The 16,889-nt window shown below is 63.6% G+C and carries 15 protein-coding genes and 2 pseudogenes; 16 read left to right on the top strand and 1 reads right to left on the bottom strand.

All coding sequences use genetic code 11. The features are described 5' to 3' along the window. Positions 1-267: 267 nt before the first annotated feature. Both NVV94_RS02080 and selO read left to right on the top strand, forming a co-directional pair. The gene (locus NVV94_RS02080; RefSeq protein ID WP_258445607.1) at positions 268-570 is read left to right on the top strand and encodes a DUF3077 domain-containing protein; all 303 of its coding nucleotides are present in this window, start codon (positions 268-270) and stop codon (positions 568-570) included. Between the two features lie 205 nt (positions 571-775). Next, positions 776-2,239, top strand: a complete 1,464-nt coding sequence (gene selO, locus NVV94_RS02075; protein ID WP_258445606.1) for a protein adenylyltransferase SelO — start codon at positions 776-778, stop codon at positions 2,237-2,239. 188 nt (positions 2,240-2,427) lie between these two features. Here the strand turns inward: selO and NVV94_RS02070 are convergent. After that, positions 2,428-2,511: pseudogene (locus tag NVV94_RS02070) on the bottom strand (transcriptional regulator); the annotation flags it as partial. Positions 2,512-2,715: 204 nt separating this feature from the next. Between NVV94_RS02070 and NVV94_RS02065 the strand changes: the two are divergent. The 14 genes and pseudogenes from NVV94_RS02065 (at position 2,716) to NVV94_RS02000 (ending at position 16,880) form a co-directional block, all read left to right on the top strand. Next, positions 2,716-4,443 carry a type I secretion system permease/ATPase gene (locus NVV94_RS02065; protein ID WP_258445605.1) on the top strand — a complete coding sequence of 576 codons (1,728 nt, stop codon included), beginning with the start codon at positions 2,716-2,718 and terminating at the stop codon, positions 4,441-4,443. Positions 4,444-4,450: 7 nt separating this feature from the next. Continuing rightward, positions 4,451-5,785: an HlyD family type I secretion periplasmic adaptor subunit gene (locus NVV94_RS02060; RefSeq protein ID WP_408733445.1), complete on the top strand. Its 1,335-nt coding sequence runs from the start codon at positions 4,451-4,453 to the stop codon at positions 5,783-5,785. After that, positions 5,782-6,150, top strand: a complete 369-nt coding sequence (locus NVV94_RS02055) for a TolC family protein (RefSeq protein ID WP_258445604.1) — start codon at positions 5,782-5,784, stop codon at positions 6,148-6,150. Before NVV94_RS02060 ends, NVV94_RS02055 begins: the two co-directional genes overlap by 4 nt. Continuing rightward, positions 6,089-6,586: pseudogene (locus tag NVV94_RS02050) on the top strand (glycosyl transferase); the annotation flags it as partial. The gene NVV94_RS02055 and the pseudogene NVV94_RS02050, both read left to right, overlap by 62 nt. Continuing rightward, positions 6,567-8,114 (top strand): histidine ammonia-lyase, encoded by a 1,548-nt coding sequence (gene hutH, locus NVV94_RS02045; RefSeq protein ID WP_258445603.1) that lies wholly within the window; start codon positions 6,567-6,569, stop codon positions 8,112-8,114. The pseudogene NVV94_RS02050 and the gene hutH, both read left to right, overlap by 20 nt. Continuing rightward, positions 8,104-8,529: a thioesterase family protein gene (locus tag NVV94_RS02040; RefSeq protein ID WP_258445602.1), complete on the top strand. Its 426-nt coding sequence runs from the start codon at positions 8,104-8,106 to the stop codon at positions 8,527-8,529. The genes hutH and NVV94_RS02040 overlap by 11 nt, the downstream gene beginning before the upstream one ends. Further along, positions 8,526-9,128, top strand: a complete 603-nt coding sequence (locus NVV94_RS02035) for an outer membrane lipoprotein carrier protein LolA (protein WP_258445601.1) — start codon at positions 8,526-8,528, stop codon at positions 9,126-9,128. Before NVV94_RS02040 ends, NVV94_RS02035 begins: the two co-directional genes overlap by 4 nt. Then, positions 9,112-11,433: an MMPL family transporter gene (locus NVV94_RS02030; RefSeq protein ID WP_258445600.1), complete on the top strand. Its 2,322-nt coding sequence runs from the start codon at positions 9,112-9,114 to the stop codon at positions 11,431-11,433. Before NVV94_RS02035 ends, NVV94_RS02030 begins: the two co-directional genes overlap by 17 nt. Then, positions 11,430-11,915: a DUF3261 domain-containing protein gene (locus NVV94_RS02025; protein ID WP_258445599.1), complete on the top strand. Its 486-nt coding sequence runs from the start codon at positions 11,430-11,432 to the stop codon at positions 11,913-11,915. Before NVV94_RS02030 ends, NVV94_RS02025 begins: the two co-directional genes overlap by 4 nt. Further along, positions 11,912-13,111 (top strand): beta-ketoacyl-[acyl-carrier-protein] synthase family protein, encoded by a 1,200-nt coding sequence (locus NVV94_RS02020; protein WP_258445598.1) that lies wholly within the window; start codon positions 11,912-11,914, stop codon positions 13,109-13,111. Before NVV94_RS02025 ends, NVV94_RS02020 begins: the two co-directional genes overlap by 4 nt. After that, on the top strand, positions 13,108-13,578 hold the full coding sequence (locus NVV94_RS02015; RefSeq protein WP_258445597.1) for a hotdog family protein: 471 nt from the start codon (positions 13,108-13,110) through the stop codon (positions 13,576-13,578). Before NVV94_RS02020 ends, NVV94_RS02015 begins: the two co-directional genes overlap by 4 nt. Further along, entirely contained in the window at positions 13,571-14,299 is a 729-nt protein-coding gene (gene fabG, locus NVV94_RS02010) for a 3-oxoacyl-ACP reductase FabG (protein WP_258445596.1), read from the top strand. The genes NVV94_RS02015 and fabG overlap by 8 nt, the downstream gene beginning before the upstream one ends. Continuing rightward, a complete protein-coding gene (locus NVV94_RS02005) occupies positions 14,299-15,525 on the top strand; it encodes a beta-ketoacyl-ACP synthase (protein ID WP_258445595.1) in 1,227 nt (408 codons plus the stop codon). Before fabG ends, NVV94_RS02005 begins: the two co-directional genes overlap by 1 nt. A gap of 89 nt (positions 15,526-15,614) precedes the next feature. After that, on the top strand, positions 15,615-16,880 hold the full coding sequence (locus NVV94_RS02000; protein ID WP_408733444.1) for an MFS transporter: 1,266 nt from the start codon (positions 15,615-15,617) through the stop codon (positions 16,878-16,880). Positions 16,881-16,889 lie beyond the last annotated feature (9 nt).

The following is a 16,889-nucleotide window of genomic DNA, read 5'->3' as shown; positions in this document are numbered from 1 at the left end:
CGTATCCTACGCGGTCTGTCGATCTGCGCTTCTGTTCCCCGGGAAGCACTGCCACTAAGCTGTTCCGGTCGCTGAAGGTTCAGCGATCGGGTGTGGAAACCCGGGGGGAAAAGTTGTCGCTGGTGTCTTTATGGCAGCTGTGCGCGGGAGACCTTCGGGTCTGCCGGGTTTTGACAACCTTTCCCTGGTTTTCCACCCCGCACACAGCTGCCACCCATTCGTGTGGAAACGAACTGTATGCAGCGCCATCAAATTAAAGGTGTCGCCATGAAAAAAATCGTTCCCGATCCACCCCTCGGCTCAATCTCCCAAACCGCCACCACCGCCTTCGGCTCCTGCGACGCCGGCCATGCGCCGCTGTTTGCCGTGCGTGAAGGCATCCATGCCGAAGATGCCCTGGTGCATGCCTCGCTATTGCTGAAATGCACCTGCGAAACGGCGTATCAACTCAGCGAAAAGGTCGACGAACAGGGCCGCAGCCTCGTCTGGTCTCTCCTGCATACGGCGGAATCGGCCAAGGCGCTGGTCGATGCCTTGCTCGATGGCATTGAGGACAGCGCCGGTCGTTGAATTGTTGCGACCGCTTCGCGCTCGATCGCGGGCAAGCCCGCTCCCACAGATATGTGCCAGCTTCTGCAGGTGTTGTGCAATCCTTGTGGGAGCTGGCTTGCCAGCGATGAGGCCCTACCCCACAACATAGAACCTCGCTGCCCCCCCATTTCCCTTTCCCGCCACCAACCGCCACAATGCCCCCATCCCTGCCCGGAGATGGCCCTTGAAACAACTGGATGACCTGACCTTCGACAACCGCTACGCCCGCCTGGGCGATGCGTTCTCAACCTCGGTGCTGCCAGAGCCCCTCCTCAACCCGCGCCTGGTCATCGCCAGCGAAGCGGCAATGAAGCTGCTCGACCTGGACCCGAACGAAGCCCAGTCCCCGGTCTTCGCCGAACTGTTCAGCGGCCACAAACTCTGGGCCGAAGCCGAACCCCGGGCGATGGTCTACTCCGGGCACCAGTTCGGCGCCTACAACCCGCGCCTGGGCGATGGTCGCGGCCTGCTGCTGGGCGAGGTCTACAACGACGCCGGCGAACACTGGGACCTGCACCTCAAGGGCGCCGGGCAAACCCCCTATTCACGCATGGGCGATGGCCGCGCCGTGCTGCGCTCCTCGATCCGCGAGTTCCTGGCCTCCGAAGCGCTGCAGGCCCTGGGCATTCCCACCAGCCGGGCCCTGTGCGTGATCGGTTCGGACACCCCCGTCTGGCGCGAAAGACAGGAACGTGGCGCCATGCTCCTGCGCCTGGCCCAGAGCCACGTACGCTTCGGCCACTTCGAGTACTTCTACTACACCAGGCAACCGGAGCAGCAGAAGATCCTGGCCGATCACGTGCTGGCCATGCACTTCCCCGAATGCCTCGAGCAGCCCGAACCCTACCTGGCCATGTACCGCGAGATCGTCGAGCGCAATGCCGAACTGATCGCCTTGTGGCAGGCCTATGGCTTCTGCCATGGGGTGATGAACACCGACAACATGTCGGTCCTGGGCATCACCTTCGACTTCGGCCCCTACGCCTTCCTCGATGACTTCGACGCCAACTTCGTCTGCAACCATTCCGACGACCAGGGCCGCTACTCGTTCAGCAACCAGGTACCCATCGCCCACTGGAACCTCGCTGCCCTGGCCCAGGCGCTGACGCCCTTCATCAGCGTCGAAGCGCTGCGCGAGGTCCTGGCCCTGTTCCTGCCCCTGTACGAAGCCCAGTACCTGAACCTGATGCGCCGCCGCCTCGGCCTGACCACTGCCGAGGAAAACGACAAGCAACGCGTCGAGCAACTGCTGCAACTGATGCAAAACAGCGGCGTGGACTACACCCGGTTCTTCCGCCACCTGGGCGATGAACCGGCCGCCGCGGCAGTGAAACGCCTGCGCGATGACTTCGTCGACCTGGCCGGCTTCGATGCCTGGGCCAACGACTACCTGGCCCGCATCGACCGCGAAGGCCCCCAGGACGACGAAGCCCGAACCACCCGCATGCACGCCGTGAACCCGCTCTACATCCTGCGCAACTACATGGCGCAAAAGGCCATCGACGCGGCGGAAAAAGGCGATTACGAAGAAGTGCGCAAGTTGCACAGGGTGCTGACCAGGCCGTTCGAAGCGCAGGAAGGCATGGAGGCTTACGCCGAGCGGCCGCCGGAATGGGGCAAGCGTCTGGAAATCAGCTGTTCCTCATAATGAATCCGGCGGCAACATAATCTCGGACTCACTCGGTGGGCGTAGCCGCTGCCGCAGGCTGCGCTCGGCCGCGAAGCGGTCGCAAAAATTTCGAATCGTTAGAAGGTCCTGCGGACCTTAGCGTCGCACCGAGCCTGCGGCAGCGGCTACATGGAGCGAGATCGCACCCGGCCGATTTGCTTGCAGCGCTAGAAGAACACCTCGACCGGCACACCAAACCGCTCCGCCAGCCAACGCACCTGCCGCAGATTAAGCTGGCACTTGCCGCTAAGCGGGCCCGTTGGCCCGCGAAAACCCGTTCAAGATCAAGCCAGTCAAGCCGATACAAAGCATGTGACCAGAGGCTGCTCGGGATTCATCAGCCAAAGTCAAAATGCCACAATCGCCCGAAAACAATGCCCGAAAAGGCGCGGACCTCCCCCGAAAAATAGCGCAACTGTCTTTTTTCCCCACTGCCCTTCTATTTCTTGGATTTTATGCGACTCATTCTTGATGCCGGGCGAGACATCGATGCAGCTTTGCTGCGTTACCGTCGCCTTTTCGGGGTGCTCGCGCTATTCAGCGGGGTGATCAACCTGCTGATGCTGGTACCCTCGGTTTACATGATGCAGGTCTTCGACCGCGTTCTGACCAGCCGCAACGAAACCACGTTGCTGATGTTGAGCCTGATTCTGCTCGGCTTCTATTTGCTGAGCTGTGCGCTGGAGTGGGTCCGCGGTCAGGTGATGATCAAGATGAGCGCCGGCATCGACGCCGAGCTCGGTGAGCGGGTATTCGGCGCGGCCTTCGAGCGCAGCCTGAAGGAACACAGCGCCAACCCGGCGCAGGTGTTGAGTGATCTGAACACCCTTCGCCAGTTCGTCACCGGCCCCGGGCTGATTGCCCTGTTCGATGCCCCGTGGCTGCCGATTTATCTGGTTGCGACCTTTCTCTTTCACCCCTGGCTGGGGGTCTTTACGGTCGTCGGTTCCGTTATCCTCGCCGCGCTCGCCGTCTGGAACGAGCTCGCTACCCGCAAGAGCATGGCCGAAGCCAACCGCCTTTCCGTCGCCTCGGCCAATTATGTGAACAGCACCCTGCAGAATGCCGAAGTCATTCAGGCGATGGGGATGCTGAGCGTGCTGCGCCGGCGCTGGTTCAATGTGCAGCAGCGCATCATCACCGCGCAGGCCGAGGCCAGCGACCGCAGCGCGCGGATTTCCGCGATGACCCGCTTCGTGCGCATGACCTGGCAATCCCTGTCCCTGGGGCTGGGCGCCGTGTTGGTGATGGAAAACCAGATCTCGGCCGGGGTGATGATCGCCGTGTCGGTGCTGTTGGGTCGGGCCATGGCGCCGGTGGAGGCGCTCATTGGCTCGTGGAAGCAGATGGGCAACGCCAAGAGCAGCTATCAGCGCCTGAACCGCCTCCTCGAAGAATTCCCCAAGCCACAACCACGCATGGCCCTGCCGGCACCGACCGGCGCGGTGCGCCTCGATAAACTGGTGGTCACCCCGCCCGGTACTCAACGGCCTGCGGTGAACGGGGTGACGATTACCCTGGCCAAGGGCGAGGTGTTGGCGGTCATCGGCCCAAGCGCTTCAGGCAAGTCCTCCCTGGCGCGGGCCATGGTCGGCATCTGGCCAGCGAGCCAAGGCTCGGTCCGGCTGGACGATGCCGAGGTCAGTCAGTGGTCACGCGAGGCGCTTGGCCCTCATCTGGGCTACTTGCCGCAGGACATCGAGCTGTTCGACGGCACCATCGCCGAAAACATCGCTCGCTTTGGCCAGGTGGACTCGCTCAAGGTGATCGAGGCCGCACGGCTGGCCGGCATCCACGAAATGATTCTGCACTTCCCCAAAGGCTATGACACCTTGCTGGGCGTCGGTGGGCTGGGGCTGTCGGGTGGCCAGAAGCAGCGCATCGGTCTGGCCCGTGCTCTCTATGGCCAGCCGGCGCTGGTGGTGCTGGATGAACCCAACTCCAACCTGGACGAAGCGGGCGAGGCCGCTCTGGTACAGGCTGTCGGCAAGTTGAAGGCAGCTGGCTCTACCGTGGTGCTGGTGACCCACAGGCCGAGCATTCTCGGCGTGGTCGACAAACTCCTGTTCCTCAGGGACGGTGTGCAGCAACTGTTCGGCCTGCGGGATCAGGTACTTAAAGCCCTGTTGCCACCGCCTACACCGGCGCAGAAAACCGCCGAACCCAGCAACCAGCAGGCCTGAGACAACAATGCAAACCCTTCAGAACGATATGTCGGCCGACACGCCGGCGCCCGATGCCGATGCCGCGGGCATTGCCCGTTTGGGCTTGTGGCTGTTGGCCCTGGGCCTGGGTGGTTTTTTCCTGTGGGCCGGCTTCGCCCCGCTCGATCGAGGCGTGGTTGGTAGCGGCACCGTGGTGGTGTCCGGCGAGCGCAAGACCGTGCAGTCGCTGGCGGGCGGCGTGATCGAACGCATCTTGGTGCGCGAGGGCGACCGGGTGCAGCAAGGCCAGGTCGTGGTGCAGCTCAATATCATCCAGGCGCAGTCCCAGCTTGACGTTGCCCTGGGGCAATGGCTGAGCGCGCGCGCCGTCGAGGCACGGTTGATGGCCGAACGCCTGGATCGCGACAGTATCGACTGGTTCGCGGATTTACTGGCCAAGGCCGACGACCCACGGGCTCGCGCCGCGATGGAGCTGCAAGGCTATCTGTTCGTCACCCGCCGCGCCGAACTGGCCAGCCGGCTGCAAATCAACCAACACGAAATGACCTCGCTGGCCGAGCAACTGGCCGGTTATCAAGAGATCAAGCGCAACCACGCGGTACAGCTGCAGTATCAGCAGCAGGAGCTCAAGGGGCTGCGCGAGCTGGCGCAGGAGGGCTATCTGCCGCGCAACCGCCTGTTCGAAGCCGAACGCAACGCGGCGCAACTGGGCGCTCAGTTGGCCTCGGCGATTTCCGATATCGGCCGCACTCGGCAGGCGATCAACGAAAGCAAGCTCAAGGCATTGCAACAGGCCCAGGCTTTCCGCAGCGAAGCCGAGTCGCAACTGACCCAGGTCTCCGCGCAAACATCGAGCCTCACCGAGCAGATCAAGGCGCTCGATTTCGAGGTGCGCAACGGCTCCGTTCTCGCCCCGGCCGCCGGCCAGGTGATGGGGCTGGCCGTGCACACCGTTGGCGGTGTCGCACCGGCGGGGCAACGGCTGATGGACATCGTCCCGCAAGGCTCCAGTTGGGTGGTCAAGGCCCATTTCGAGCCCATGATGGCCGACCGGCTTAAACCAGGCCTGCCGGTTGATGTCCGTTTTGGCTCGTTGCAGCGGATCCAGACCCCCGTCATAACGGGCAACGTGACGACGGTATCGGCTGACCAGTTGATCGACGAACATACCGGAGCGCCCTACTTCTCGGTCGAAGTGCAGGTCAGCCCGCAAGACATCATCGAGCTGCGCGACGCCGGGCTCGATATCAAGCCGGGGATGCAGGCCGAAGTGCTGGTCAAGACCGGTGAGCGGACGCTGGCGAACTACCTGATGCAACCCATTACCGAGCGTTTGGTTGGCGCCTTCAAGGAAGAATGACAGTGCGCGCAAGTACAGCCTTGTTCTCTTTTTTCTGGTGCTGCCAACTCTGGGCCGGCGATGCCCGGTTGTCGCTGACCGAGCTCTACGATGCCTCCCGGCAAAACGATGCCACCTATCAGGTCGCCGGCCATGACTACCAGGCCTCTCGCCAGGAGGAAGCGATTGGTCGAGGCGGTTTGCTGCCGCAGGTTGGCATCAACTCCCGATTTGGCCATGGCGGTCAGTTAGATGAGGAGTCCCAGGCCAACAACCAGAACGACCAGTTCAGCGCCGACACCGTCTCCCTGTCGGTCACCCAGCCTGACCATGAATGTGCTGGTCCACACCAGGCATGCCGAACTCTTCAACCGCTTGCTCGGTGAAGCCGGCGCCACCAACCTGCGCCTGATCCAGGTCAGTGAGCTGGACCCGGGCGTCATGTTGCAGTTGAGTCAGCGCCTGGACAACGGCGAATGGCTAGCCATCGCCGGTGACCGCGTACCGCTGCATGGCGGGCGCAATGTACAGGTCGACTTCCTCGGCCATCGCGCTGCCTTCCCGCAAGGCCCATGGCTGCTGGCCGGCCTGCTTCAATGCCCGATCAACCTGATTCTGTGCCTCAAGCAGCAGGGCCGCTACCGGGTCATCCTCGAGCCGTTCGCCGAGGCCATTGAATGGCGCCGCAGCAATCGCGAGCAGATAATCTCCACATGGGCGGCACGTTACGCCGAGCGTTTGGGCCAGTACTGCCTGCAAGCGCCCCAACAATGGTTCAATTTCTACCCCTTCTGGAAGACCGATGACGACGCATCCGCTTGAGCCGGTAACTTTCGGCCTGTCCCCACTGCGCATCGAAGAGGTGCTGGCCCTGGCCAACCGCCAGGCTCCCGTACAGTTGCAGAGCGACCCCGACTTCCGCGAGATGATTGCCCGCGGCCCGCGGTTCCTCGACTCCCTGCTGGACAGGGAAGGCGTTATTTACGGCGTCACGACCGGTTATGGCGACTCGTGCGTAGTGGCCGTGCCGCTCGAGCACGTCGAGGCCTTGCCCCGACATCTGTACACCTTCCATGGCTGCGGGCTGGGCAAGTTGCTCGATGCCCAGGCGACCCGCGCCGTGCTCGCTGCACGCTTGCAGTCGCTTTGCCAGGGGGTATCGGGCGTACGTGTCGAGCTGCTGGAGCGCATGCAGGCCTTTCTCGAACACGACATCCTGCCGCTGATCCCGGAAGAAGGCTCGGTCGGCGCCAGCGGCGACCTGACGCCCCTGTCCTATGTGGCCGCGACATTGTCCGGCGAGCGCGAGGTCATGTACCGCGGTGAGCGCCGTGCGGCCCTGGACGTACACCACGAACTGGGCTGGGAGCCGCTGGTATTGCGGCCCAAGGAAGCCCTGGCGCTGATGAACGGCACGGCAGTGATGACCGGGCTCGCCTGCCTGGCCTTCGCCCGCGCCGACTACCTGCTCAAGCTGGCAACCCGCATAACGGCCATGAACGTGGTCGCCCTGCAAGGCAACCCCGAACACTTCGACGAGCGCCTGTTCGCCACCAAACCGCATCCGGGGCAAATGCAGGTGGCCGCCTGGCTACGCCAGGACCTGGCCATCGATGCACCAACCGCGCCCCTTCATCGCCTGCAGGACCGTTACTCGTTGCGCTGCGCGCCCCATGTTCTGGGGGTGCTGGCCGACAGCCTGGGCTGGTTGCGCAGTTTCATCGAGACTGAACTCAACAGCGCCAACGACAACCCGATCATCGACGCCGAGGCCGAGCGTGTGCTGCACGGCGGGCATTTCTATGGCGGGCATATCGCCTTTGCCATGGACAGCCTCAAGACCCTGGTGGCCAACGTTTCCGACCTGCTCGATCGGCAACTGGCCCTGCTGGTGGACGAGCGTTACAACCACGGCCTGCCAAGCAACCTGTCCGGCGCCAGCGATGAGCGGGCGATGCTCAATCATGGTTTCAAGGCCGTGCAGATCGGCGCCAGCGCCTGGACCGCCGAAGCGCTGAAAAACACCCTGCCGGCCAGCGTGTTCTCGCGCTCCACCGAATGCCACAACCAGGACAAGGTCAGCATGGGCACCATCGCCGCGCGCGATGCCCTGCGCGTACTGGAACTGACCGAACAGGTCGCGGCGGCCACGTTGCTGGCCGCCCAGCAGGGTCTCTGGCTGCGCGGCCGCGCCGAAGATGCCCGCCCGCTGCCACCGGCACTGGCCCAAATGCATCGCGCGCTGGCCGAAGACTTTGCCCCGGTCATCGAAGACCGCGCCCTGGAAGCCGAACTGCGGTTGTGCCTGCAGCGCATTGCCGAACAACATTGGAGGCTGCATGCGCAGTAAAGGCGTCCTTCACATCGAGAGCGAGATCGTCGTGCCGTTCTTCGATATCGACCCCATGAACGTGGTCTGGCATGGCCACTACGTGAAATACCTGGAGATCGGGCGCTGCGCCCTGCTCGACAAGCTCGAACACAACTACCTGCAGATGCAAGCCAGCGGCTATGCGTGGCCGGTGATCGACCTGCAACTGCGCTACCTGCGCGGCGCCACCTTCGGCCAGCGCCTGGTGGTGCGCGCCAGCCTCGTGGAGTGGGAAAACCGGCTGAAGATCAGCTACCTGATCAGCGATGCCGCCACAGGCGAACGCATGACCCGCGCCAGCTCCGTGCAGGTGGCCGTGGACCTGGCCAGCCGGGAGATGCAACTGGCCTCGCCGCAGGTATTTCTCGACGCCGTGCAGAAGGCCCTGGCATGAACTGGCTACTGCGCTGTATCAGCCTGCTGACGATTCTTGCTGCAAGTGGGCCGGCTTGCGCATTCGATCTGAATGACCTGAGCGAACAATTGGCCAGGCCGGCCGTGGTCCAGGGTGATTTCATCCAGGAGAAGCACTTGCGCGCCTTGCCCCAGCCCTTGATCAGCAAGGGGCAATTTGTCCTGGCCAAAGACACCGGGCTGCTCTGGCTGCTCAAGTCTCCCTTGCAGCAAGACTACCGGATCAACGCTAGCGGCATCGCCCGTCGCGACGCCGATGGCTGGCACATGCTGCCCGGCAAAAGCGCCGGCGCCGAGCAGAACCGGCTGTTCTTCGCCGTTCTGCAAGGCGACAGCAGCGGCCTGCAACGTGATTTCGAACTCAGCCTGCAGGGTGATGCCCAGCACTGGCAACTGCACCTGATCCCTCGCTCGCTGCTGCTCAAGCAAGTCTTCAACCGGATCGATATCTTCGGCGGTGAATTCGTCGAGCGCATCGAACTGTTGGAGGCCCAGGGCGACAGCACCGTTTTGCGTATGCCTGCCAGCCGCAGCGCCACAACCTTGAGTGATGCACAGCACCATGACTTCGCTCAGTAAACGCCTGCTCCCGCGCCTGTTCCTGGCCCTGCTGCTGGCAGTCCTGGCCCTGGCCGGCTGGCAATGGCATGCCGGCCCGCCCCTCTCGGCCGACCTGATGGAGCTGGTTCCCGGGGCCACGCCCGATGCGCTGGTAAAACGGGCCGAGCAACGCATGCAAGAGCCGCTGAACCGCGAGATGCTGGTACTGGTGGGCCACGCCGATCGCGACCAGGCCATTGCCCTGGCACAACGGCTGAGTGAACAGTGGCAGGCCAGCGGCGTGTTCGAAAAGGTCCAGTGGAACCTGCAGGCCGACTTGCCGGCCTTGCGCCAGCAGCTCTTGCAAGGCCGCCTGGCGATGCTCTCGGCAACCGACCGCAAGCATCTGATCGAACAGCCCAAAGCCTTTATCGAGCAACGGGTCCAGACCCTGTTCGACCCCTTCGGTGGGTTCAGCCTGGTCGCCAGCCAGGACGACTGGCTCGGCCTGACTTCGCGCATTCAGGAGAGCCAGCCTCGCCATGGCACGGTGCAACTGGACATTGGCAGCGGCGCATTGGTTGCCGAGGCCGAGGGCAAGCACTGGGTACTCTTGCGGGCGCGCACCCTGGGCAACGCTTTCGACATGAAACTGCCGTTGCTGGTGGCCGACCTGCTCGAACAGGCTCGCGCCCAGGCCGGTGCAGCCGACGCACAACTGTTGGCCGCCAGCGGCCTGCTGTATGCCGCCAGCGGCCAGCGCCAGGCCTCGCGGGAAATCACCTGGGTCGGTGGCGGCGCCACTGTCGCCATCCTGCTGCTGTTGCTGTTGGCGTTTCGGCGGCTGCGGGTACTGCTCGCGTTCGTGCCGGTGTTGGTCGGCATGCTGTTCGGCGCCGTGGCCTGCGTAGCACTGTTCGGTCATATCCATGTGATGACCCTGGTGCTGGGCTCCAGCCTGATTGGCGTCGCCGTCGACTACCCGCTGCATTACCTGTCGAAAAGCTGGAGCCTGCGCCCGTGGCACAGCTGGCCCGCCCTGCGGCTGACCTTGCCCGGCCTGAGCCTGAGCCTGATAACCAGTTGCATCGGCTACCTGGCCCTGGCATTCACGCCCTTCCCGGCCCTGACCCAGATCGCCGTGTTTTCCGCAGCCGGCCTGATCGGCGCTTATCTGACCGCCGTATGCCTGCTGCCCGCCCTGCTCAATGGCACGCAACTGGCACCCGCCCAGTGGCCACTGCGTATCGCAGAAACCTTGTTGAGCGTGCGCCAGGCGTTGCTGCGGCGCGTCGCCAGCCCCTGGCTACTGGGGCTGACGCTGATGTTCTGCGCGGCCGGCCTGTGGCAACTGGACACCCGCAATGACATTCGCCAATGGGTCGGCAGCTCGCCCCATCTGCTCGAAGAAGCCCAAACCATTGCCCGCATTACTGGCTATCAGCCCACCAGCCAGTTCTTCCTGGTTCGCGGCGCCGATCAACAGCAACTGCTCGAACGCCAGGAAGCCTTGAGCCACCGCCTGGATCAATTGGTCAGCCTTGACGAATTGCAGGGCTACCTGGCCATCAACCAGTTGGTCGACAGCCCGGCCGAGCAACAACAACTACGCACGGCGCTGGGCAAACTCCCGCAGTTCTGGCAGCCACTGCTGGCACTGGGCGTACCGGTCAGTGCCTTGCAGGCAGAGTTGGCGCAGTTGCAGGCCCTGCCCATCCAAAGCGTCGAACAGGCCTTGGCGGGGCCGCTGGGCGAACCCTGGCGCATGCTTTGGCTGGGCGATACCGGCGACGGTGTCGCGGCAATGGTCAGTTTGCAAGGTTTGAACGATACCGAGCTGCTGCGGCTCCAGGCGCAGGATCTGGAGGGCGTGCAGCTGGTCGACCGGCTCGCCGAGCTGAACGGCGTCTTCGCCGACACGCAAATCAGCGCCGCCGAACTCAAACTGCTGTCCTGTGCGCTGATCGTGCTGTTGCTGATCCTGCCTTTCGGCCTTGGCGGCGCATTGCGTCTGGTTGCCCTGCCGCTGCTGGCGGCGCTGTGCAGCCTGGCGAGCCTGGGCTGGCTGGGGCAACCGCTGACCTTGTTCAGCCTGTTCGGCCTGTTGCTGGTAACGGCCATCAGCGTCGATTACGCCATCTTGATGCGCGAACAGATCGGCGGCGCCGCCGTCAGCCTGCTCGGCACGCTGCTGGCTGCTGCAACCACCTGGCTGTCGTTCGGCCTGCTGGCCGTTTCCAAAACCCCGGCGGTGAGCAACTTCGGTTTGGCGGTCAGCCTGGGCCTGGCCTTCAGTTTTCTGCTGGCGCCCTGGGCCCGCGGCCATGCGAGCCCGGCAAAATGAGCCGTCTCTGGCTTTTCGGGTGCCTGCTCTTGCTCAGCGCGTGCGTGAGCAAACCGCCGCTGCCCGAGCAAGTGCCGACACTGACCTTGCCGCTGCAACTGCATGTCGAGCAGCGGCAAGCCGGGCAGCAACAGGATTGGCTACTGGTCATCCAGCGTGAAGGCGACAGCCTGCGATGGTCGATGCTCGACCTGTTGGGCATTCCCCAGGCGCGGCAATTGCTCAGGCAACAGCAGTGGCAAGCCGACGGTCTGTTGCCACCGAACCCGCAGGCTCGCGAGCTGTTCGCCGCAGTGTTGTTCGCATTGACGCCCGCCGGCGAACTCCAGCGCAACTATCCCGGAGCAAGCCAGCTGGGCAATCGGCGCCAGCTCGCCGAGCGCTGGCATGTGATTTATCGCCAGCCTCAGGCATTTACCTTGAATCTGGAGCAGGGCCTGCGTTATCAGGTCAGCCCACTGCCCCGCGAGAGCGCACCATGACGGCTTACCTCAATGCCCTGGGCCTGAATTGCGCCTTGGGTGGCAACAAGACCGAAGTCTCGACCCACTTGTTTGCCGCCGATACCAGCGGCATGCGCGAAGCGGCCGGTTGGGTGCCCGACCGTGCCTTGCCGGTGGCCGCCGTGCGCGGCGAGTTACCGCAGCTGCCGGCGCACTTGCAGCAGCACGGCAGCCGCAACAATCGATTGCTGTTCGACGCGGCCCTGCAAATCGAGGATGAGATTCGCCGGGCAATCCAGCGTTACGGCAGCTCGCGCATTGGCATTGTGCTGGGCACCAGCACCTCGGGTATCGATGAAGCCAGCCACGGCATTGCGGCCTACCTGCGCGATCAGCACTTTCCGAGCAGCTACGACTACCACCAGCAGGAGCTCAGCGCCCCGGCGAACTTCCTCGCCGACTGGTTGCAGCTGAGCGGGCCGGCCTATGTCATTTCCACCGCCTGCACGTCGAGTGCCCGGGCCCTGATGAGCGCACAGCGGCTGCTTGACCTGGGTATCTGCGATGCCGTGATCTGCGGTGGCGTCGATAGCCTGTGCCAGCTGACGCTCAATGGTTTCCTGGCCCTGGAAGCGATCAGCAGCCAGCGCTGCAATCCCTTTTCGCGCAACCGCGACGGCATCAACATCGGTGAGGCTGCCGCACTCTTTCTGATGAGCAGGGAACGTGACGCGAATGCCCCGACCATTGCCCTGCTCGGCTATGGTGCCAGTAGCGACGCGCACCATATTTCCGCGCCGGAGCCGACCGGCGCAGGCGCCCTGGTGGCCATGCGCAAAGCGCTGCAGCATGCACAGCTGCAACCCCGGCAGATCGACTACCTGAACTTGCACGGCACCGCCACGCAACACAACGATGCGATGGAAAGCCTGGCGGTACAGGCCCTGTTCCCCGAGGGCGTACCCTGTTCTTCGACCAAACCCATGAGCGGCCACACCCTCGGCGCCGCCGGGGCGCTGGAAGCCGCTTTCTGCTGGCTGACGCTGGCGGCGGAAAATACCCGGAACCAACTGCCACCCCATGTCTGGGATGGCCAGCAGGACGTGGATCTACCGGCCTTGAATCTGGTCAAATCCGGTGAGTGCCTGCCCGCAAATGCGCCGCGGCGCTTGATGAGCAATTCATTCGCCTTCGGCGGCAACAATGCCTGTCTGATTCTCGGAGACGCCCCATGATCACCTGGCCTGTGGCCGAACTCATTCCCCATGCCGGCGACATGATCCTGATCGATCAGGTCGAGTCGTTCGATGAGGAGCAGATTCTCACGCGCCTGACGGTACGCCCCGATGGTTTGTTCAACCGCGCCGATGGCAGCCTTCCAGCCTGGGTCGGCGTCGAGATGATGGCCCAGAGTATCGCTGCCTTCGCCGGTTGCCGGGCCCGGCTGTCTGGCAAGCCCGCAGCGCTGGGTTTTTTACTCGGTACGCGCAAATTCGAGAGCAATGTGGAGCACTTCCCGCTGGGCGCGGAGCTGGTTATTCACGCCACTCGCTCGCTGGAAGACGAAAACGGCATGGGCATTTTCGAATGCCACCTGACCGGGCCGGGCATTGATGTCCAGGCGCGCCTGAATGTTTACAGCCCGCCCCACCCCGCCCGCTACCTCGCCGAAGACAACGCACAGGAGTCCCCCCATGACTGACACCATTCTGGTCACCGGCTCCAGCCGCGGAATCGGACGAGCCATCGCCCTGCGCCTGGCCAAGGCCGGCTACGATCTGGTGCTGCACTGTCGCAGCGGTCGTGCCGAAGCAGACGCCGTGCGCAACGAAGTCCAGGCCCTGGGCCGACAGGCGCGGGTCCTGCAATTCGACGTCGCCGACCGAGCCGCCTGCGCAGCCATACTCAGTGAAGACGTGGAAACCCACGGCGCTTACTACGGCGTGGTCTGCAATGCCGGCCTGACCCGCGACGGCGCCTTTCCGGCCCTGAGCGAAGAGGATTGGGACCTGGTGATGCGCACCAATCTGGACGGTTTTTACAACGTCCTGCACCCACTGACGATGCCGATGATCCGCCGCCGCGCCCCCGGCCGGATCGTCTGCATTACCTCCGTTTCCGGAATGATCGGTAACCGCGGCCAGGTCAACTACAGCGCCTCAAAAGCCGGCGTGATCGGCGCGGCCAAGGCATTGGCGATTGAGCTGGGCAAGCGCAAGATAACAGTTAACTGCGTGGCCCCCGGACTGATCGACACGGCCATGCTCGACGAGCACGTACCGCTCGAAGAACTCATGAAAATGATCCCCGCGCAGCGCCTGGGCACCGCCGAGGAAGTCGCCGGGGCCGTGAACTTCCTGATGTCGGCCGAAGCGGCCTACATCACCCGCCAGGTCCTGGCCGTCAATGGAGGCCTGTGTTAATGAAACGCGTCGTCGTCACCGGCATGGCCGGTATTACCTCTCTGGGCAACGACTGGAACACTATTGCCGCTCACTTCAGCGCCAACCGGAGCGGCATCCGCCGGATGGACGAATGGGACCGCTTCATTGAACTCAATACCCGCCTGGCCGGCCCCATCGATGACTTCAAGGTGCCGTCGCACTGGACCCGCAAGCAACTGCGCAGCATGGGCCGGGTTTCGCGCCTGGCCGTGGCCGCCTCGGAGAACGCCCTGCGCGATGCCGGCCTGCTGGACGACCCGTCGATACGTGACGGCCGCATGGGCGTGGCCTGCGGCTCTTCCACCGGCAGCACCGACGAGCTCAAGACCTTCGGCAATATGCTGACCAATTCGCTGGCCGACGGGCTCAACGCCAACACCTATGTACGGATGATGCCGCACACGACGGCGGCCAATATCAGTATCTTCTTTGGCCTGACCGGGCGCCTGATCCCCACGTCCAGCGCCTGCACCAGCGGCAGCCAGGGTATCGGCTACGCCTATGAAGCGATCAAGTTCGGGCGCCTGCCGCTGATGCTCGCCGGTGGCGCCGAAGAGCTCTGCCCGACCGAAGCCATGGTCTTTGACGCGCTCTACGCCACCAGCCTGAAAAACAATGCCCCGCACACCAGCCCTCGGCCCTACGACCTGGATCGCGACGGCCTGGTGATCGGTGAAGGTGGCGGCATGATGGTGCTCGAAGAACTCGAACACGCCCTGGCCCGAGGTGCGCACATCTATGCCGAGGTGGTCGGCTTTGGCAGCAATGCCGACGGCCAGCACATCACCCGACCGGAACAGGCCACCATGCGCCGGGCCATGGAACTGGCGCTCGAAGATGCCGGACTGCCCCCCGAAGCCATCGGCTATGTGAACGGCCATGGCACGGCCACCGAACAAGGCGACATCGCCGAGACCCTGGCCACCAGCAGCCTGTTCGGCCCACGCATGCCGATCAGCTCGCAGAAGAGTTTTCTGGGCCATACACTCGGCGCCTGTGGCGCGCTGGAATCCTGGTTCAGCATCGAGATGATGAATCAGGATCGTTATGCCCACACCCTCAATCTCGATCACATCGACCCGCGCTGCGGCGAACTGGATTACCTGTGCGGTGAGTTCCGGCAGATGCAACATCAGTACGTGATGAACAACAACTTCGCTTTCGGCGGGGTGAACACTTCGCTGATTTTCCGCCGCTGGTCCTGAGCGCCCCTTTCAGTCACTGAATCCAATGGAAATAATCGTTAGCTAGCTATATTCTTTTCCAGAGCACACTTCTGCCGTAGAGGCCTTACGTGAAAACCGCTGTTCCCCCCTGTACGGCCTCACTCGGCACGGCATCGACCGAACCGCCTCGCGACACCTTCATCGAGAAGGGCTCGCCGTTGTTCATGCGTACGGTATTGGCACTGTTTTGCGGCGGCTTCGCCACCTTCGCCCTGCTGTATTGCGTGCAGCCGATGATGCCGATGTTGTCGGAGGAATATTCCATCAATGCGGCCCAGAGCAGCCTGATCCTGTCGATATCCACCGCAATGCTGGCGATCGGTTTGCTGATCACCGGGCCCATCTCCGACCGCATCGGACGAAAACCCCTGATGGTTGCGGCATTGTTTTGCGCGGCGATAAGCACGCTGGCCAGCGCCTTGATGCCGAGCTGGGAAGGCGTTCTGGTGACACGCGCGCTGATCGGCCTGTCGTTGAGCGGAGTGGCTGCGGTGGCCATGACTTATTTGAGCGAAGAGATCCATCCGCAGCACATCGGCCTGGCCATGGGGCTGTACATCGGTGGCAACGCCATTGGTGGCATGAGCGGGCGGTTGATCACGGGGGTGCTGATCGACTTCGTCAGCTGGCATACCGCGCTGCTGGTCATCGGGTTGCTGGCGCTGGCCGCTGCGCTGCTGTTCTGGAAGGTCTTGCCCGAGTCGCGCAACTTCCGCAGCCGTTCGCTCAACCCCCACAGCCTGCTGGAGGGGTTCACCACCCACTTCAAGGACGCCGGCCTGCCGTGGCTGTTCCTTGAAGCCTTTGTGCTGATGGGCGCCTTCGTCACGTTGTTCAACTACATCGGCTATCGCCTGCTGGCCGACCCCTACCATATGAGCCAGGCGCTGGTCGGGCTGCTCTCGGTCGTCTATCTGGCCGGCATCTACAGCTCGGCGCAAATCGGCGCCCTGGCTGACAAGCTGGGCCGTCGCCAGGTGTTCTGGGCGTCCATCGTGGTCATGGCCGCCGGGCTCGGCATGACCCTGCTCACCCCGCTGGCGCTGGTTATTTCCGGCATGCTGGTGTTCACCTTCGGTTTCTTCGGCGCGCACTCGGTGGCCAGCAGCTGGATCGGCCGCCGCGCGCTCACGGCCAAGGGCCAGGCGTCGTCGCTCTACCTATTCAGCTACTACGCCGGTTCCAGCGTCGCTGGCACCCTGGGCGGGGTGTTCTGGCACTACGCCGGCTGGAACGGGATCGGACTGTTCATTGGCGCCCTGCTGGCGGTCGCACTGCTGGTAGCGCTGCACTTGAGCAAGCTGGCGCCGGTGCGAGGCAATGCCAACGCCTGATAACGCAAA

The organism is Pseudomonas sp. LS1212 (assembly GCF_024741815.1).
Taxonomy (GTDB): domain Bacteria; phylum Pseudomonadota; class Gammaproteobacteria; order Pseudomonadales; family Pseudomonadaceae; genus Aquipseudomonas.
Note: the sequence above shows the minus strand (reverse complement) of the source record. Positions and strands in the feature narration are given on the sequence as shown.

Excerpts from the sequence above, each read along its gene's own strand:
- NVV94_RS02080 (WP_258445607.1), top strand. The coding sequence starts at position 268 with ATGAAAAAAATCGTTCCCGATCCACCCCTCGGCTCAATCTCCCAAACC.
- NVV94_RS02065 (WP_258445605.1), top strand. The coding sequence starts at position 2,716 with ATGCGACTCATTCTTGATGCCGGGCGAGACATCGATGCAGCTTTGCTG.
- NVV94_RS02060 (WP_408733445.1), top strand. The coding sequence starts at position 4,451 with ATGCAAACCCTTCAGAACGATATGTCGGCCGACACGCCGGCGCCCGAT.
- NVV94_RS02055 (WP_258445604.1), top strand. The coding sequence starts at position 5,782 with ATGACAGTGCGCGCAAGTACAGCCTTGTTCTCTTTTTTCTGGTGCTGC.
- hutH (WP_258445603.1), top strand. The coding sequence starts at position 6,567 with ATGACGACGCATCCGCTTGAGCCGGTAACTTTCGGCCTGTCCCCACTG.
- NVV94_RS02040 (WP_258445602.1), top strand. The coding sequence starts at position 8,104 with ATGCGCAGTAAAGGCGTCCTTCACATCGAGAGCGAGATCGTCGTGCCG.
- NVV94_RS02035 (WP_258445601.1), top strand. The coding sequence starts at position 8,526 with ATGAACTGGCTACTGCGCTGTATCAGCCTGCTGACGATTCTTGCTGCA.
- NVV94_RS02030 (WP_258445600.1), top strand. The coding sequence starts at position 9,112 with ATGACTTCGCTCAGTAAACGCCTGCTCCCGCGCCTGTTCCTGGCCCTG.
- NVV94_RS02025 (WP_258445599.1), top strand. The coding sequence starts at position 11,430 with ATGAGCCGTCTCTGGCTTTTCGGGTGCCTGCTCTTGCTCAGCGCGTGC.
- NVV94_RS02020 (WP_258445598.1), top strand. The coding sequence starts at position 11,912 with ATGACGGCTTACCTCAATGCCCTGGGCCTGAATTGCGCCTTGGGTGGC.
- NVV94_RS02015 (WP_258445597.1), top strand. The coding sequence starts at position 13,108 with ATGATCACCTGGCCTGTGGCCGAACTCATTCCCCATGCCGGCGACATG.
- fabG (WP_258445596.1), top strand. The coding sequence starts at position 13,571 with ATGACTGACACCATTCTGGTCACCGGCTCCAGCCGCGGAATCGGACGA.
- NVV94_RS02005 (WP_258445595.1), top strand. The coding sequence starts at position 14,299 with ATGAAACGCGTCGTCGTCACCGGCATGGCCGGTATTACCTCTCTGGGC.